The following is a 15084-nucleotide window of genomic DNA, read 5'->3' as shown; positions in this document are numbered from 1 at the left end:
CCCGTGCCCCTGTTCGCTACCGGCGTACACCCGTGTGAGCTGCGAAGATGGGGAATTCTCGCGGTATTGCGGGCATCTGGGAGCAAAACCGGAAATGATCGGCGGATTGCCGCGTTAGAGTGGGTGACACATTAGAAGCGAAAGTATAGGGGAATCATGTTCGAGAGGTTTACCGATCGTGCTCGCCGCGTCATCGTTTTGGCGCAGGAAGAAGCACGCATGCTTAACCATAATTACATCGGCACCGAGCACATCTTGCTCGGCCTTATCCATGAAGGCGAAGGCGTCGCTGCCAAGGCACTGGAATCCATGGGTATTTCCCTGGAGGATGTCCGCCGTGAGGTTGAGGAAATCATCGGCCAGGGTAGCCAGCCACACACCGGCCACATCCCCTTTACTCCACGTGCCAAAAAGGTTCTTGAGCTCTCCCTGCGTGAGGGCCTGCAGATGGGACACAAGTACATCGGTACTGAGTTCTTGCTGCTGGGGCTCATTCGTGAGGGCGATGGCGTCGCCGCGCAGGTGCTGACCAAGCTCGGCGCCGACCTGCCACGCGTGCGCCAGCAGGTTATCCAATTGCTGTCCGGCTACGAAGGTGGACAGCAGGAGGGTGGCTCCTCCACTGGCCAAGGCTCCGGTCCAGTCGGTGCAGGTGCTGGCGCCGGCGCTCGTGGCGGCTCCGGTGGTTCCGGTGAGCGTTCCAATTCCCTGGTGCTTGATCAATTCGGCCGCAACCTCACCCAGGCTGCCAAGGACGGCAAGCTGGATCCTGTCGTTGGCCGCGAGTCCGAGGTAGAGCGCATCATGCAAGTGCTCTCTCGCCGCACGAAGAATAATCCGGTCCTCATCGGTGAGCCGGGCGTTGGTAAGACCGCCGTGGTTGAGGGCTTGGCGCTCGACATCGTCAACGGCAAGGTCCCAGAAACCCTCAAGGACAAGCAGCTCTACTCGCTTGACCTAGGCTCCCTGGTGGCCGGCTCTCGTTACCGCGGTGACTTCGAGGAACGCCTGAAGAAGGTGCTCAAGGAGATTAACCAGCGCGGCGATATCATCTTGTTCATCGATGAGATCCACACCTTGGTCGGTGCTGGTGCTGCTGAAGGTGCTATCGATGCAGCTTCCTTGCTCAAACCAAAGTTGGCCCGTGGCGAGCTGCAGACCATCGGTGCTACCACTTTGGATGAGTATCGCAAACACATCGAAAAGGATGCCGCCCTCGAGCGTCGTTTCCAGCCGGTTAAGGTAGACGAGCCGTCCCTGGATGACACCTTCTTGATTTTGAAGGGCCTGCGCGATAAGTACGAGGCTCACCACCGCGTGTCTTATACCGATGAGGCGCTGCACGCTGCAGCTTCCCTGTCGGATCGCTACATCAATGACCGCTTCTTGCCGGATAAGGCCGTTGACCTTCTCGATGAGGCTGGCGCGCGCATGCGCATCAAGCGCATGACCGCACCAAAGGGCCTGCGCGAGGTCGATGACCGCATCGCTGAGGTCCGCAAGGAAAAGGAAGCGGCCATCGATGCCCAAGACTTCGAAAAGGCAGCTGGCCTGCGCGATAAGGAGCGCAAGCTGGGTGAGGAGCGCGCTGAGAAGGAAAAGCAGTGGCGTTCCGGTGACCTCGAGGAAATCGCCGAGGTTGGCGAAGACCAGATCGCAGAGGTGCTGGCGCACTGGACCGGTATCCCTGTGCTGAAGCTAACGGAGAAGGAATCCAACCGTCTGCTCAACATGGAAGAAGAGCTGCACAAGCGCATCATTGGCCAGGACGAGGCGGTCAAGTCCGTCTCCCGCGCCATCCGCCGCACCCGTGCAGGCCTCAAGGATCCGCGCCGTCCATCCGGCTCCTTCATCTTCGCCGGCCCGTCCGGTGTGGGTAAGACCGAGCTATCGAAGTCCCTGGCTAACTTCCTCTTCGGTTCGGATGATGACCTCATCCAGATCGATATGGGTGAATTCCACGACCGCTTCACCGCTTCTCGTCTCTTCGGTGCCCCTCCGGGATACGTCGGCTACGAAGAGGGTGGCCAGCTGACCGAGAAGGTTCGCCGCAAGCCGTTCTCCGTTGTGCTTTTTGATGAGATTGAGAAGGCCCACAAGGAGATCTACAACACCCTCCTGCAGGTGCTGGAAGATGGCCGGCTTACCGACGGCCAGGGTCGCGTTGTTGACTTCAAGAACACCGTTCTCATCTTCACGTCGAACTTGGGTACCCAGGACATCTCGAAGCCGGTGGGCTTGGGCTTTACTGGATCTTCCGAAAATGATGCGGATGCCCAGTACGATCGGATGAAGCAGAAGGTCAACGACGAGCTGAAGAAGCACTTCCGCCCGGAGTTCTTGAACCGTATCGATGACATCGTTGTCTTCCACCAGCTCACCCAGGAGCAGATTGTGGAGATGGTCGAGCTGCTCATCGGCCGCGTGGCCAAGCAGCTGGAGGAGCGCGATATGGGCATCGAGCTTACGGACAAGGCCAAGAACCTCCTGGCCAAGCGTGGCTTCGACCCGGTCTTGGGCGCTCGCCCGCTGCGTCGCACCATTCAGCGCGAGATTGAGGATCAGCTCTCGGAAAAGATCCTCTTCGGCGAAATCGGTGCCGGTGAAATCATCACCGTCGACGTCGAGGGCTGGGACGGCGAATCTAAGGACAATACGGGCGCGAAGTTCACCTTCAGCCCGCGCCCGAAGCCTCTGCCGGACGACTCCGAGGAGCCTCAGCTTGACGACGCCGAGGTGCGCGACAACGACGCCGAGTCCACCGACTCTAGCGAGCCTGACACCATCACCCCAGATGTCCCAGGTGACGGCGGTTCCACCGCCGCTGGTACCGACCTAGAGTCTGGTTCTGACTCCGATGACGACGGCCATAACCCGCCGCCAGCAGGCGCCGGCCAGCCGATGTAAGCCGGAAAAATAAGACCACCCAGCTTCTCGCTTTTCTGCGAGGCTGGGTGGTTTTTCGTTGCGTGCAGTTTTCTTATGCTCGGGATCTCTAGCCAGCACAATTGGACGGCGCCGGTTTCCCGTCGAAGCGGTCAAAGAGGTACTTCAAGCCCACCGGGACGTTGATGTAGAGCGGTAAAGCGTGGTCGGCGCCTGCGCCTGGAATCGTGGCGGTGCCGGGCGCGGCTATGAAGTCCACGGTTCCACCCATCTGGCAATATGCCCCGGCGACTGCGCGGACCTGCTGGTGTGGAATGAGGTCATCGTGCGGCGAGCTAGCGATCATCGCCGGGCCCTTCAGCGGGTGCTTGCCCTGGTTCTGCCGCAGCAAGGTTTCTTTGATGATGGGCTTGCGCTCTACTAGCTCAGAAAGCGATTCCCCGGTGCGGGTGAGTTGGCGCGTGCTGCTAAAACCCCACATGAGGATGGAGTCACCCGTACAACTGGTGGCCGCCGAGCGCAAGAAGTCGATGCCGCGAGGATTGAGCTCTTCTAGTACTGCGTCGCGGAACTGGGGGTTGCGCTCGGCAAAGCCATTGATGGCGTAGCCCAGCACGTGGACGATGGAAGAACCGTCGATAGCTTTCATTACCTTGGGCAGGTCAGCCGGCGGGGCACCGGAGTAGGTGCCGACCACGTTGAGCTCAGGTGCATAAGAATCGGCGAACTCCGCTGCGGCTAGCGAGGCGCCGCCGCCTTGCGAGTAGCCCGCAAAGCCGATAGGGGCGTCCTCTGGAGCGTGGGCTAGCTCCAATCCGGAGCGGGCGGCATCGAGCATGGCGTGCGCTTCCTCAATGTGATTGACATAGGTGTGGTGGCCTGGCATGCCCAAGCCGATGAGATCCGCGACGATCACCCGGGCGCCATGGTGGAGCGCGCCCATGTAGAAGCCGTACTCGTAGTTGGCATTGATGGTAGGGGAGCCGACCTTGCTGAGCCCCACCGAGCCTAGGCCCATGCCGGCGCGCGATGGTGCGCATTGGTCGCCGGCGCCGCGGGTGCCGGGCGCAAAGATGATGGTGGGGCGTTCGCCTTTACCGCGCCACGGCGCATTTGGCTCATACAAGGTTGCCGAGGCCTGAATCGGCTGACCGCCATCCGTGGTGGTGTCATAGGTGAATACCTGTCCGCGGCCGACCCCGTCGAGTGCGTGCGGCGATGGCCGCGCTGAGGTTACCGCAGCCTGCGCTGCGGGTGGAACTAGCAGGGAACCGAGAATGAGCGAACAAACGGTTAGAAGTCTGATGCAAATCTTTTCCATATCCAAAACCTACTGCGCCGTAGGAAGGGTGGAGGCGAAATTGCTAAAATATATGCCTATGGGACTTCAGTATCGTTCAAGGAAAAAGACCGGCAAGAATAGCTGGATCAACGTTTCCGGCTCCGGCGCGTCGATGTCTACCAAGGTAGGACCGGTCACATTCAATTCTCGCGGTGGCATGTGGGTGAATCTGCCCGGAGGTTTCAATTTCCGCGGCCGCTGGCGTTAAGCAGATCACACCCACAGGATCGCGACCTGCGGATATAGCCGGTCATTATTAGGAGCCTAAATGGGTAGGTGGAATAGGCCGGCGTCGTTTTGTTCGGCGAGGCCGTCGGCAAGCAGCGAAGCCAACGCGCGGGAGCGCTGCGCCGCATCGGGCCAGACCACATCAATTTCGGACTGGGGAACCGGCCCGTCCGCTGCGCGTAACACATCCAAAATCTTGCCGCGCACCTGCCGGTCTGTGCCTACAAACTTCTGCACCCGCTTTTTCGCCCGCGCCTGCTCCTCCGCACTGGGCTGCGGCCGGCCAGCGAGCTGCCACGCACAGCTCGCGCGCAGCGGGCACTGCTCGCAGGCGGGATTCTTCGCCGTGCACACCAGCGCGCCTAGCTCCATAAGCGCGGCTGAAAAGCGCGGCCCATTTTCGGCCGGCAAAAGCTCTGCTACGGCCGCCAACTCCCGCTTCGATGGCTGCGGCGCAAGGAATCGGCCCTCTTCTGCGCGGGTATAAACCCGCCGCACATTGGTATCGACCACCGGCACGTTGACCCCGAAATGAAAACAGGCCACGGCGCGCGCGGTGTAGTCACCTATGCCCGGCAGGCGCAGCAATTCATCGACGTCCGCCGGTACCTCGCCTTCGCCAATGGCCGCCGCGCACTCCCACAGGCGCAGCGCGCGCCGCGGGTAGCCCAGCTTGCCCCAGGCGCGCAGGACCTCCGCCCGGGTGGCCTGGGCAAAGTCTGCAGGGGTGGGCCAGCGCCGCATCCATTCCTCCCACACCGGAGCCACGCGCGCGACCGGGGTCTGCTGGCTCATGACCTCGCTGAGCAGCACGCCCCACGCGCTCGTGCCAGGCCGGCGCCAGGGCAGGTCTCGTTCATTGGCATCGAACCAGGAAAGAAGAGCTTGCGAATCCATCGTGGGAGATAGTCTAGGGCATTAGAATGTGGCCTATGCCTTTACGTAATGTTGCCCACGAACCGCAGGCCGTATGGGAGGCCCTTAAGGCGGGAAATCAGCGCGTACTGGACGGCGAGACCGTCGACGTGCGCGAGATTTATAACCGCGAGGGCCTAACTCACGGCCAGGATCCCCGCGTGGTGGTCATTTCCTGTTCCGATTCCCGCGCCCCTATCGAGCACGTCTTCAATATCGGCTTCGGCGATGCCTTTGTCATCCGCACCGCGGGCCACATTCTTGACGACGCCGTCCTAGCCTCCCTCGACTACGCCCTCGCCGCCCTCAAACCCAACCTTTTGGTAGTCCTCGGCCATCAATCCTGCGGTGCGGTGGGCGCGGCTACCGGTTTCGTATCCGGCGGCGAGCTGCCCACTGGCCTGCAGCGCCCCATTATCGAGAAGGTTGCCGCCTCCGCACTGGTGGCGGGTCCACATGCCACGACTGACGACGTCGAGCGGGAGCACACCCGCCAGACCGTCGCCCAGCTGGTTGCCAGCGTGCCCAACGTCTGCCGTCTGCTCGACGAGGGTGCCCTGGGCGTTATCGGCGCGCGCTACCTGCTGGAAGATTCCAGCGTGGAAACCCTGCAGACCTTCGGGGTGGACTAGCCCGCCTGACACGCGGCGCGGGCTTAGCGCACCGGCCCGTGCCCACCGCTTAAAATTGACAGCGTGACGCAGAAAAAGCCCCTACCAGAAGAGATTTACAAGCGCCGACGAGTAGCGGCGCTCATCATCGTACTCGTGCTGGTCGTGGTGCTGATCTGGGCGGCTGTGGCTGCCTTCGGGGGCAGCAGCGATGAGCCGGCCGATACCGCCGCACCCGCGCCTACGCCGGAGCAGACCTCATCTTCTGCCGCCCCAGAAACCTCCGCGACCTCCGCGGAGGCGTCGGCCGAGGGGGCGTCGGAAAGCGAGTCTGCCGAAAGCGAGCCCTCCAGCTCCGCGGCCGCGAGCTCCGAGGCAGCAAAGAAGACCTGCGACCTGGCAGACCTCCAGGTGCGCACCTCCATGTTGAACTACTCCGTGCCGGAGGGCGAACTGCCGAAGTTCTTCATGACGGTTACCAACCCCACGGCCGCAGACTGCAAGATCGACCTAGACAAGAACCTGTTGCGCTTCGAGGTCTACAAGATGGCCGATAACGAGCGCGTGTGGTCCGATACGGATTGCTATGCTTCCGTGCAGACCGGCTCGCAGACCTTCCCGGCCGGCAAGGACGTAAAATTCGAGGCCGAATGGTCTCGCCAAGCCTCCAAGCCGGGTGAATGCACCAATCGTCCCGCGGCTGAACCAGGAGCCTACTTCGCCCACACCATCATTGGCGATAACTCCTCCCCGCCGCAGGACTTCACGCTGCGCTAGGCGCTACCGCGCCACCGCAACGATGGCCTGCCCTAGCGTCCCAGCTTGGTGGACGCGAATGCCCTCTACCGGCTCGATTTCCCCGCGCGGGACAATCGCGTTCTTATAACCCAGCCGCGCGGCCTCCATTAAGCGCCGCTCCACATTGGGCACTGGACGCAACTCGCCGGCCAGGCCCACCTCGCCAATGACAACCGTCTTGGCCGGCAGCGGTTGCTCGTGCAACGAGGACCACGTCGCCAGCGCCACCGCCAAATCCGTCGCGGTTTCCGTAATGCGCATGCCGCCGACCGTGGCGACGTAGGCATCTTTATCATTGGTGCGCTGGCCGGCGCGGGCCTGGAGCACCGCGAGCACCATCGGCACGCGGTTGGAATCTAGCCCGGTAACCACCCGCCGCGGGTTTTTCGCCACCGGGTCCACCGTCAGCGCCTGTACCTCCGCCAAGATCGGCCGCACACCGTCCATCGCGACCGTCACGGCCGAGCCATCCGGCGTAGAACCGCGGTGCGAGAGGAAGAGCCCGGAGGGATCCGCTACCTCCCGAATACCGCCGGAGGTCTGCTCGAAGCAGCCCACCTCGTCGGTGGCACCAAAGCGATTTTTAATGCCGCGCAGCATGCGGAGGCTGGATTGGCGGTCGCCCTCGAAGTTTAAGACGACGTCGACAAGGTGCTCCAGCACGCGCGGCCCGGCCACGTTGCCGTCCTTCGTGACGTGGCCGACCAGCAGCACCGGAATGCCCGTGGATTTCGCCAATGACGTCAGCGCGGCCGTCACCGCGCGCGATTGTGCCACGCCACCGGATACGCCCTCCACACCTACGGCATGCATGGTCTGTACCGAATCGACGATGATGAGGCTAGGCTGCAGCTTATCGACGTGCCCGAAGACCCCATCCAAGTTGGACTCGGCCGCCAAATACAAAGTTTCCTGCAGGGCGCCGGTGCGCTCGGCGCGGGAGCGGACCTGGCCGGCGGATTCCTCGGCCGTCGCGTAGAGCACGGTGCGGCCGAGCTGTGCCCACCGCGAGGCTACTTCCAGCAGTAGTGTGGATTTGCCCACGCCGGGCTCGCCGGCCATAAGCACCACTGAACCCGGCACGATGCCGCTTCCCAGCACGCGATCCAACTCGCCGATGCCGGTGCGCACCGTCTTTGTTGCCTGCGCCCCAATCTTGGTAATCGGCTGTGCGGGACTCGACGGGGCTACGCCCTTGCTTGCCGGCGCCCCAGGCACCGCCACCACCGGTGCCTTTTCCTCCAGCGTGCCCCACGCACCGCAGTCCGGGCATCGCCCGAGCCATTTGGGCGAGACGTAGCCGCATTCGGAACAGGTATGGATGGGGCGGGTTTTCTTGGCCATGGCTTCTAGCCTAAAACACACAGACGCTCCCAGCCCGAAACGGGCTGGGAGCGGGGCTGGAAAGTAGTGTGGCTTAGTTCTTCGGGGCCTCGGAGGTGTAGCCCTCGGAGGACTCGACGTCGCGGTCGAACTCGCCGGACTGCATCTGGGTGGCAGCGATGGTGGCGTTTACGTCGATGGAGCCATTGGAGAACTCGAAGGTAACCGGGCGGTCACCGGCGTAGCCGTAGTCATCATTCTTCAACTTGGTGGCGATGTACTGGACGGTTTCGGAATCCTGCTGAGGGGTAGCCTCCAGGTTCTTCTGAGAATCAGCGATGATGGATTCATCGCGGTGCAGCGGCTGTGGCTGCTTCATCTCAACGCGCTGGCCATCGACCTTCACGGACTCCAAGGAGATGACATCGGTGTCGTAGCCCTGGTTAATGGCGCTGAACTTCAGCGCAGCAGTGCCGTCCGGCTCTACCAGGATGGTGACATCGCGAACTGCAGCCTTATTATCTTCCGTGCTTGCAGAAGCGCCATCGACCGCAGCCACTTTTTGAGCGGTCTGGGTGACATGACCCGCCGAGCAAGAAGCCAACGCCAGAGCGGAGACGGCGGTAACGGAAATAATGGCACCGCGGCGGGCGGCGGACTTCAGGGACTGCACGTTGAGCATCCTCCATCAATTGCGATCACAGGGCTTGTCAACGCTTTAGCCTAGTCCCTTTCGCAATAAAGTACACAGTTGTCCCAAATCGGGCGGGTAGACCGTGGGGGTATACGGGGGTATCCGCAGTCGGGGCGGCCGTGCGTGATAAAATAGCGGCCTTAGTCAACCGGGATAAATCGGGAACATAAGGAGTGGCAATGGAGTATAAGGTCGGCGAGGTCGTCGTCTACCCGCACCACGGTGCGGCCGTCATCGAGGATATCGAGACCCGCGAAATGGGCGGCGAGACGCTCGAATACCTGGTGCTGCACATCAACCAGTCCGACCTGGTCGTCCGCGTGCCCATCAAGAACGCCGATAACGTCGGCGTACGCGACGTCGTGGGCAGGGAAGGCCTAGAAAAGGTCTTTTCCGTGCTGCGTGACGAGGACGTCGAAGAGGCCGGCAACTGGTCCCGCCGTTATAAGGCTAACCAGGAGCGCCTGGCTTCCGGCGATATCAATAAGGTCGCCGAGGTTGTGCGTGACTTGTGGCGCCGCGACCAGGATCGCGGCCTTTCGGCCGGCGAGAAGCGCATGCTCGGCAAGGCCCGCACCATCCTGGTAGGTGAGCTCGCACTGGCCAAGCCGGTCGATGAGAAGAAGGCCGACACCATGATGGAAGAAATCGATGCCACCATCGAGCGCCACCGCGCCGCCGGATTGGTAGATGATAAGTCCATCACCACCGATATCGACAACGACATCGATCTCGATGACCTCTCCTTCGACGACGAAGACTAAACAGCGCGTCATCGCGCTCATCGCGGCCGCAGGCCAGGGAACCCGCCTCGGCGCCGAGGTGCCCAAAGCTTATGTCGAGCTGCGCGGCCGCACCCTCCTAGAACGCTCCCTGCGAGCATTGCTGGCCTCCGGGGTAGTCGATGAAGTCATCGTCCTGGTCAGCCCGGACATGGAGGCTGAGGCCGCGCGCATTATCGGCCGCATCGACGCCGTTGGCGCTACTGGCGCTGCAAGCGCCGCCCCCATTCGCCTCGTGCACGGTGGCAGCGAGCGCGCCGATTCCGTGTGGGCCGGCCTGCAAGCAATCCCGGACGAGGACGCCGTGGTGCTCATCCACGATGCGGCCCGTGCGCTGACCCCGCCGGCGATGGTGCGGGGCGTCGCCAAGCGGGTGCTGGAAGGCGCCCCCGCGGCCGTGCCCGTGGTTCCCGTGGCCGATACCATCAAGGAAGTCGCGGCCGACGCCGTGGTGAGCACTCCCGACCGCTCCCGCCTGCGCGCCGTGCAAACCCCGCAGGCCTTCCGCCTGCCTGCGCTGCGCCAAGCCAACCTCGATTATTGGGCCGAGCAGCCCGAATTCACCGCTACGGATGACGCCAGCCTCATGGAATGGCACGGTGAGCGCGTGGCAACCGTGCCGGGCGATACCCTGGCGTTCAAAATCACCACGCCCATCGATCTCACCCTGGCCCACGCCCTGACTGAGGAGACCCATGACTAACCCGATTATCCCGCGTGTTGGCATCGCCACCGACGCCCACCAGATCGAGGCCGGCAAGGACTGCTGGATCGCCGGCCTGCTCTTCGAGGGCGATGCTGGCTGCGAGGGCCACTCCGATGGCGACGTGGTAGCGCACGCGCTTGTCGACGCCCTCTTATCCGCCTCCCACCTCGGCGACCTCGGCTCCTTCGTGGGTGTCGGCAGGCCCGAATACGACGGCGTATCCGGAGCGAAACTGCTGCGCGAATGCCGCGAACTCCTCGAATCCGAAGGCTTTATCATCGGCAACGCCGCAGCGCAGCTCATCGGCCAGACCCCCAAGATGGGCCCGCGCCGCGAAGAGGCCGAAGCGGTACTGAGCGAAATCCTTGGTGCCCCCGTGTCCGTCTCCGCCACCACGACGGACCATATGGGCTTTACCGGCCGTAAGGAGGGCCGCGCGGCGGTTGCCACGGCCGTCGTCTGGCGCGCCTAGCCCACCACACTAACCCCGCGCACGCGTCAATTAGACTGGGTGGCGTGAGTACTTTGCGCATTTATGACACAGCCACCCGCAGCCAACGCGATTTCGAGCCGATCCGCCCCGGCCATGCCTCGATTTACCTGTGCGGCGCCACCCCGCAGGCCCAGCCGCACATCGGGCACCTGCGCTCCGGCGTCGCTTTCGACATCCTGCGCCGCTGGCTGCTCGCCCAGGGCTATGACGTAGCCTTGGTGCGCAACGTCACCGATATCGATGACAAGATCCTCACCAAGGCGGCCGAGAATAATCGCCCCTGGTGGGAGTGGGTATCCACGTATGAGCGCGAGTTCACCAAGGCCTATAACACCCTGGGCGTGCTTCCGCCTTCGGTAGAGCCGCGCGCGACCGGCTTTGTCACCCAGATGGTCGACTATATGCAGCGGCTTATCGACGCCGGCTTTGCCTACCCCGCCGAAGGCTCCGTCTACTTTGACGTTGCCGCATGGACCAGGGCCGAAGGCTCGGATTATGGTTCGCTGTCCGGCAACAAGGTAGAAGAAATGGAACAGGGCGAGGGCGAAGATTCCGCCAAGCGCGGCGCCCAAGACTTTGCCCTGTGGAAGGCCGCGAAACCGGGCGAGCCCAGCTGGCCCACCCCCTGGGGCGACGGCCGACCGGGCTGGCACCTGGAGTGCTCGGCCATGTCTACCTATTACCTGGGTTCTAACTTCGATATCCACTGCGGCGGGCTGGACCTGCAGTTCCCGCACCACGAGAACGAGATTGCCCAGTCGCACGCGGCCGGCGATAAGTTTGCCAACTACTGGATGCACAACCACTGGGTGACGATGTCGGGCGAGAAGATGTCGAAATCGCTGGGCAACGTGCTCTCTATTCCGAATATGCTCGAGCTGGTGCGTCCGGTGGAGCTGCGCTACTACCTGGGCTCGGCGCACTACCGCTCCGTGCTGGAGTATTCCGAAGCCGCGCTGACCGAGGCCGCCGCAGGCTACCGCCGCATCGAGGACTTCCTCGCTCACTTCGATGACCTAGAGCTGGGCGAGTGGACGCAGGGCTTTGAAGACGCGATGAATGATGACATCGCGGTGCCTAAGGCTTTGGCGGAAATCCACACCACCGTCCGCGCTGGCAATAAGGCCCTTGCCGCCGGCGATGAGGCCGGGGCGCGCACGCTGGCCGGCCAGGTACGCGCGATGGCGCACGTACTTGGCTTTGACCCGCTGGAGTGGGAAGATGGAGCGCAAGCTAGCGGGGCGGATGCCGCGTTGGATGCGCTGGTGCAGGCTGAACTGGAGCGGCGCACCCAGGCGCGTGCGGACAAGGACTTCGCTACTGCCGACGCCGTCCGTGACCGCCTCGCGGCCGCCGGCATCACCATCACCGATACCCCAGACGGCCCGACCTGGTCGCTGGCGCAGCGTTAAGCACTCCGAAAGGACAATAAACTTATGGCACGTACCCACGGCCGCGGTGGCGCGGGAATCCGTAAGACCACTAAGAAGGGCGCAACCAAGGGCTCCGGCGGCCAGCGCCGCAAGGGATTGGCCGGCAAGGGCCCGACGCCCAAGGCAGAGGACCGCATTTACCACGCCAAGCACAAGGCCAAGCTGGAGCGCGATCGCCGCAACTCCGGCCGTCACCAAAAGGAGACCGCCGAGATGGTCGTGGGCCGCAACCCGGTCATCGAGTGCTTGCATGCCAAGGTTCCGGCCACCACGCTCTATATCGTGGCCGGTACCCGCAACGATAAGCGCCTGTCTGAGGCCGTGGCCATGTGCAATACCCGCAATATCCCCATCATCGAGGTGCAGCGCCACGAGATGGACCGCATGACCGGCAACGGCATGCACCAGGGCATCGGGCTGCAGATCCCGCCGTATAAATACGCCGATGTCGACGAGCTCATTTCCCGTGCGGCCGAAAGTGCGCGTCCGGGTATGTTCGTAATCTTGGATAACATCACCGACCCGCGCAACCTCGGCGCGGTGATTCGCTCTGTGGCAGCTTTTGGTGGCGACGGCGTCATCATCCCGGAGCGCCGCTCCGCATCCGTGACTGCCGTGGCGTGGCGTACCTCGGCCGGCACGGCGGCGCGCCTGCCGGTTGCCCGCGCGACGAATATCACCCGCACCGTGCAGCAATTCCAAAAGAGCGGCTACCAGGTCGTCGGCCTAGACGCCGGCGGCGAGCACACGCTGGACACCTATAACGGTGCAACGGATCCCGTGGTCATCGTCATCGGTTCCGAAGGCAAGGGTATCTCCCGCCTGGTACGCGAGAACTGCGACGTTATCATGTCCATCCCGATGACGGAGTGGGTCGAGTCCCTCAATGCTTCTGTCGCGGCCGGTTCTGTGCTTTCCGAATTCGCACGCCAGCGCCGCGCGGCCCAGTAGTCTCTAGCCGTTTTCCGCCCAGGGCGGCAGCCACTTAATGGTGCCATTTACCCGGGCTAGGCGGCCGCGTAGCGGCGGGGCGTTGGGGTCATCGTCGTTGACGCCGTTGTGATACGGGCAGGCGATGGTGAGATTTTCAGGGTTCGTTTCGCCGCCGTGGCGCCACGCGGTGAGGTGGTGGACTTGGCACTCATCGGCGGGGTAGTTGCACTGCGGCCACGGGCAGGTGGGGTTTTCCGCGGCGGCCATCGTGCGCTGCTTCGGCGAGGCGAGCCGCTCGGTGCGATATAGGTTTACCGGGCCTTTAACGGGATGGATGAGGGTGACATAGCCATGCTCGGTAAATGCGCGGCGCACGAGGTCTGCGCCGGTCATCCGGGCGCCGTTGGTTAGTTGCAAGGTGATGTCATCGCCTGCGGTGTCGACAATGCGGTCGAGCTCGTCCAAGCGCAGCACCACATTGGTGGTCACGGACGCACCGGAGGCGGCGGCCTTGCCCTGGAAAATCTTGCGCACCGAATCGAGCGGGGCATCTTTATCTAGCGCGGCATGCATATCCGCGATATCGGCGGATTTGCCGGTAATCGTCATGGTCCAGGGGCCATCGGCGCGGCGGTAGAGCTTGACACCGGGTGTGCGCTGCGGCGGGCCTTTAATCTCGCGCACGCGTTTACGCCCCCGCTTTTCGACGTCCGAGGCATCCCCCTTCATCCCGCACAGTTCCCGCCGCAGCGCCCAGGCCTGACGCTTATTTTTCAGCCGGGTGGCGTAGCGCTCGATGGCCAGCAGCGCGGTGAGACTATGCCCGTTGGCGCGGGCTGCGGCGATGGATTCGCGTTGGAGGCGGCTAAACGCGGTTGGGCCGAAGTAGGTATCGGCGAGGGCGAGCAGGCGGGTGGCGGTGGTATCGGGACAGCCGGCCTCGATAAGCGCGCGCTGAGTTAGGCCGTGGCAGTCGGCGATGATGTCCATGCCGGCGGCCAGGCCTGCCAAGAATGTTTGTAGCGCGTTCATGGCTCCACACATTAGGTGCGGGACGCGAGCTGGGGCGAGGGATAAGGCGCGCCGCTGTGGATAACTAGGACTGCGCGGTGCCGAGACCGAAAAAGTCGCGGACCTTATCCACAGCGCGGAAGGAATCTGTAGTGGGGCCTATGCGCGGGTCGGTTGCCATGCTAGAGGGAATCACGTGGCCAAGGCCCTCCATGGTCCATAGTTCGACGGGAAAATCGCCGGCGTATTCGGTGGCGGTCACATCCGGGGTGGGGTGGTAGTCGCGCGGTGGCTGGCAGCCATTGGCCAACGCGAAGTACTCCGCGGTAGCCGGCGCGGAAAGCACGCGGCCGCGGGTGCGCTCGGCGTCCAGCCCGGCCACACCGCCTCCATAAGGCGCATATGGGTCCGCGGTGCCGTGGAAAAACAGCAGCGGCGTGGGCCGGTAGCCATCCGGGTTGCTGGGCGCGTGGTTATCGCCCTCGCCCAAGGTGGAGGCGAAGATGCAGGCGCGGGTGAGGGTAAAGGGGGCGTCGAAAAGCAGGCGGAGCACCATCTGGCCGCCGTTGGAATAGCCGCAAGCAAAGGTGCGCGCAGTGCCGAACTCGCGCTGGAGCGTTTCAACGAGATACGTGGCGAAGGCGACGTCATCAACGTTCTCCGCGCGGGCGGTGACCGGTAGGATGCTGCGGCAATCATTGAAATGGCGATCCACGCCATCGGGATAGACGAGGATGGTGTTGGTGGCATCGGCAAGCTCGTCGAAGGTGCCATTGGTAAAGCGGCGCATCACGTTGCCGGATTGCAGCGAGCCGTGGAAGAAGAGCAGGAGATCCGGGTGCGGGCCGGGATTATCCGGCGTGATGACGAGGAAACGGCGGGTGCGGCCATCCACATCCGCGGTGCGGCGGTGTACGTGCATAGCCGTC

Annotated in this window: 15 protein-coding genes; 9 read left to right on the top strand and 6 right to left on the bottom strand. The window is 63.2% G+C overall.

Going from position 1 to position 15084, the window contains the following annotated elements; all coding sequences use genetic code 11:
* The first annotated feature begins 156 nt into the window (after nucleotides 1–156).
* On the top strand, nucleotides 157–2907 hold the full coding sequence (locus tag ACLI1L_RS11025; protein ID WP_411707553.1) for an ATP-dependent Clp protease ATP-binding subunit: 2751 nt from the start codon (nucleotides 157–159) through the stop codon (nucleotides 2905–2907).
* Nucleotides 2908–2995: 88 nt separating this feature from the next.
* On the opposite strand, the gene ACLI1L_RS11020 is transcribed toward ACLI1L_RS11025, so the two are convergent.
* Complete coding sequence (locus ACLI1L_RS11020; protein WP_411707552.1) at nucleotides 2996–4207, bottom strand: lipase family protein; 1212 nt, start codon at nucleotides 4205–4207, stop codon at nucleotides 2996–2998.
* 58 nt (nucleotides 4208–4265) lie between these two features.
* On the opposite strand from ACLI1L_RS11020, the gene ACLI1L_RS11015 reads away from it, so the two are divergent.
* On the top strand, nucleotides 4266–4436 hold the full coding sequence (locus tag ACLI1L_RS11015; protein WP_080970400.1) for a DUF4236 domain-containing protein: 171 nt from the start codon (nucleotides 4266–4268) through the stop codon (nucleotides 4434–4436).
* Between the two features lie 56 nt (nucleotides 4437–4492).
* Here the strand turns inward: ACLI1L_RS11015 and ACLI1L_RS11010 are convergent, their stop codons facing one another.
* Complete coding sequence (locus ACLI1L_RS11010) at nucleotides 4493–5353, bottom strand: A/G-specific adenine glycosylase (protein ID WP_411707551.1); 861 nt, start codon at nucleotides 5351–5353, stop codon at nucleotides 4493–4495.
* A 35-nt stretch (nucleotides 5354–5388) separates the two neighbouring features.
* Between ACLI1L_RS11010 and ACLI1L_RS11005 the strand changes: the two genes are divergently transcribed.
* Nucleotides 5389–6003, top strand: a complete 615-nt coding sequence (locus ACLI1L_RS11005) for a carbonic anhydrase (protein WP_408918571.1) — start codon at nucleotides 5389–5391, stop codon at nucleotides 6001–6003.
* 63 nt (nucleotides 6004–6066) lie between these two features.
* Nucleotides 6067–6759, top strand: coding sequence for a hypothetical protein (locus tag ACLI1L_RS11000; RefSeq protein ID WP_394286728.1), 693 nt, complete (start codon nucleotides 6067–6069; stop codon nucleotides 6757–6759).
* Nucleotides 6760–6762: 3 nt separating this feature from the next.
* On the opposite strand, the gene radA is transcribed toward ACLI1L_RS11000, so the two are convergent.
* Nucleotides 6763–8124 carry a DNA repair protein RadA gene (radA, locus tag ACLI1L_RS10995; protein ID WP_411707550.1) on the bottom strand — a complete coding sequence of 454 codons (1362 nt, stop codon included), beginning with the start codon at nucleotides 8122–8124 and terminating at the stop codon, nucleotides 6763–6765.
* A 73-nt stretch (nucleotides 8125–8197) separates the two neighbouring features.
* Nucleotides 8198–8785 (bottom strand): hypothetical protein, encoded by a 588-nt coding sequence (locus tag ACLI1L_RS10990; protein ID WP_394286730.1) that lies wholly within the window; start codon nucleotides 8783–8785, stop codon nucleotides 8198–8200.
* Between the two features lie 191 nt (nucleotides 8786–8976).
* Here ACLI1L_RS10990 and ACLI1L_RS10985 point away from each other — a divergent pair, with 191 nt between their 5' ends.
* From ACLI1L_RS10985 to rlmB, 5 genes are read left to right on the top strand one after another with little or no spacing between them, the layout of a single operon-like run.
* Complete coding sequence (locus tag ACLI1L_RS10985; RefSeq protein ID WP_411707549.1) at nucleotides 8977–9561, top strand: CarD family transcriptional regulator; 585 nt, start codon at nucleotides 8977–8979, stop codon at nucleotides 9559–9561.
* On the top strand, nucleotides 9533–10282 hold the full coding sequence (gene ispD / locus ACLI1L_RS10980) for a 2-C-methyl-D-erythritol 4-phosphate cytidylyltransferase (protein ID WP_411707548.1): 750 nt from the start codon (nucleotides 9533–9535) through the stop codon (nucleotides 10280–10282). Before ACLI1L_RS10985 ends, ispD begins: the two co-directional genes overlap by 29 nt.
* The gene (gene ispF / locus ACLI1L_RS10975; protein WP_005329967.1) at nucleotides 10275–10757 is read left to right on the top strand and encodes a 2-C-methyl-D-erythritol 2,4-cyclodiphosphate synthase; all 483 of its coding nucleotides are present in this window, start codon (nucleotides 10275–10277) and stop codon (nucleotides 10755–10757) included. Before ispD ends, ispF begins: the two co-directional genes overlap by 8 nt.
* Before the next feature lie 44 nt (nucleotides 10758–10801).
* Nucleotides 10802–12190 (top strand): cysteine--tRNA ligase, encoded by a 1389-nt coding sequence (gene cysS / locus ACLI1L_RS10970; protein ID WP_411707547.1) that lies wholly within the window; start codon nucleotides 10802–10804, stop codon nucleotides 12188–12190.
* Between the two features lie 24 nt (nucleotides 12191–12214).
* Nucleotides 12215–13162: a 23S rRNA (guanosine(2251)-2'-O)-methyltransferase RlmB gene (gene rlmB / locus ACLI1L_RS10965; protein WP_411707546.1), complete on the top strand. Its 948-nt coding sequence runs from the start codon at nucleotides 12215–12217 to the stop codon at nucleotides 13160–13162.
* A gap of 3 nt (nucleotides 13163–13165) precedes the next feature.
* Here rlmB and ACLI1L_RS10960 read toward each other — a convergent pair whose 3' ends face one another.
* Together ACLI1L_RS10960 and ACLI1L_RS10955 are read right to left on the bottom strand one after the other, a co-directional pair.
* Nucleotides 13166–14176 (bottom strand): HNH endonuclease signature motif containing protein, encoded by a 1011-nt coding sequence (locus ACLI1L_RS10960; protein ID WP_086588187.1) that lies wholly within the window; start codon nucleotides 14174–14176, stop codon nucleotides 13166–13168.
* Between the two features lie 64 nt (nucleotides 14177–14240).
* Nucleotides 14241–15077: an alpha/beta hydrolase family esterase gene (locus tag ACLI1L_RS10955; protein WP_411707545.1), complete on the bottom strand. Its 837-nt coding sequence runs from the start codon at nucleotides 15075–15077 to the stop codon at nucleotides 14241–14243.
* Nucleotides 15078–15084 lie beyond the last annotated feature (7 nt).

It is taken from the genome of Corynebacterium sp. LaCa117 (assembly GCF_046717765.1).
Taxonomy (GTDB): Bacteria; Actinomycetota; Actinomycetes; order Mycobacteriales; family Mycobacteriaceae; genus Corynebacterium; species Corynebacterium kefirresidentii.
The sequence above is the reverse complement of the archived record's forward strand: the minus strand, read 5'-3'. Positions and strand labels throughout refer to the sequence as shown.

Excerpts from the sequence above, each read along its gene's own strand:
- ACLI1L_RS11025 (WP_411707553.1), top strand. The coding sequence starts at position 157 with ATGTTCGAGAGGTTTACCGATCGTGCTCGCCGCGTCATCGTTTTGGCG.
- ACLI1L_RS11020 (WP_411707552.1), bottom strand. The coding sequence starts at position 4,207 with ATGGAAAAGATTTGCATCAGACTTCTAACCGTTTGTTCGCTCATTCTC.
- ACLI1L_RS11015 (WP_080970400.1), top strand. The coding sequence starts at position 4,266 with ATGGGACTTCAGTATCGTTCAAGGAAAAAGACCGGCAAGAATAGCTGG.
- ACLI1L_RS11010 (WP_411707551.1), bottom strand. The coding sequence starts at position 5,353 with ATGGATTCGCAAGCTCTTCTTTCCTGGTTCGATGCCAATGAACGAGAC.
- ACLI1L_RS11005 (WP_408918571.1), top strand. The coding sequence starts at position 5,389 with ATGCCTTTACGTAATGTTGCCCACGAACCGCAGGCCGTATGGGAGGCC.
- radA (WP_411707550.1), bottom strand. The coding sequence starts at position 8,124 with ATGGCCAAGAAAACCCGCCCCATCCATACCTGTTCCGAATGCGGCTAC.
- ACLI1L_RS10990 (WP_394286730.1), bottom strand. The coding sequence starts at position 8,785 with ATGCTCAACGTGCAGTCCCTGAAGTCCGCCGCCCGCCGCGGTGCCATT.
- ACLI1L_RS10985 (WP_411707549.1), top strand. The coding sequence starts at position 8,977 with ATGGAGTATAAGGTCGGCGAGGTCGTCGTCTACCCGCACCACGGTGCG.
- ispD (WP_411707548.1), top strand. The coding sequence starts at position 9,533 with ATGACCTCTCCTTCGACGACGAAGACTAAACAGCGCGTCATCGCGCTC.
- ispF (WP_005329967.1), top strand. The coding sequence starts at position 10,275 with ATGACTAACCCGATTATCCCGCGTGTTGGCATCGCCACCGACGCCCAC.
- rlmB (WP_411707546.1), top strand. The coding sequence starts at position 12,215 with ATGGCACGTACCCACGGCCGCGGTGGCGCGGGAATCCGTAAGACCACT.
- ACLI1L_RS10960 (WP_086588187.1), bottom strand. The coding sequence starts at position 14,176 with ATGAACGCGCTACAAACATTCTTGGCAGGCCTGGCCGCCGGCATGGAC.
- ACLI1L_RS10955 (WP_411707545.1), bottom strand. The coding sequence starts at position 15,077 with ATGCACGTACACCGCCGCACCGCGGATGTGGATGGCCGCACCCGCCGT.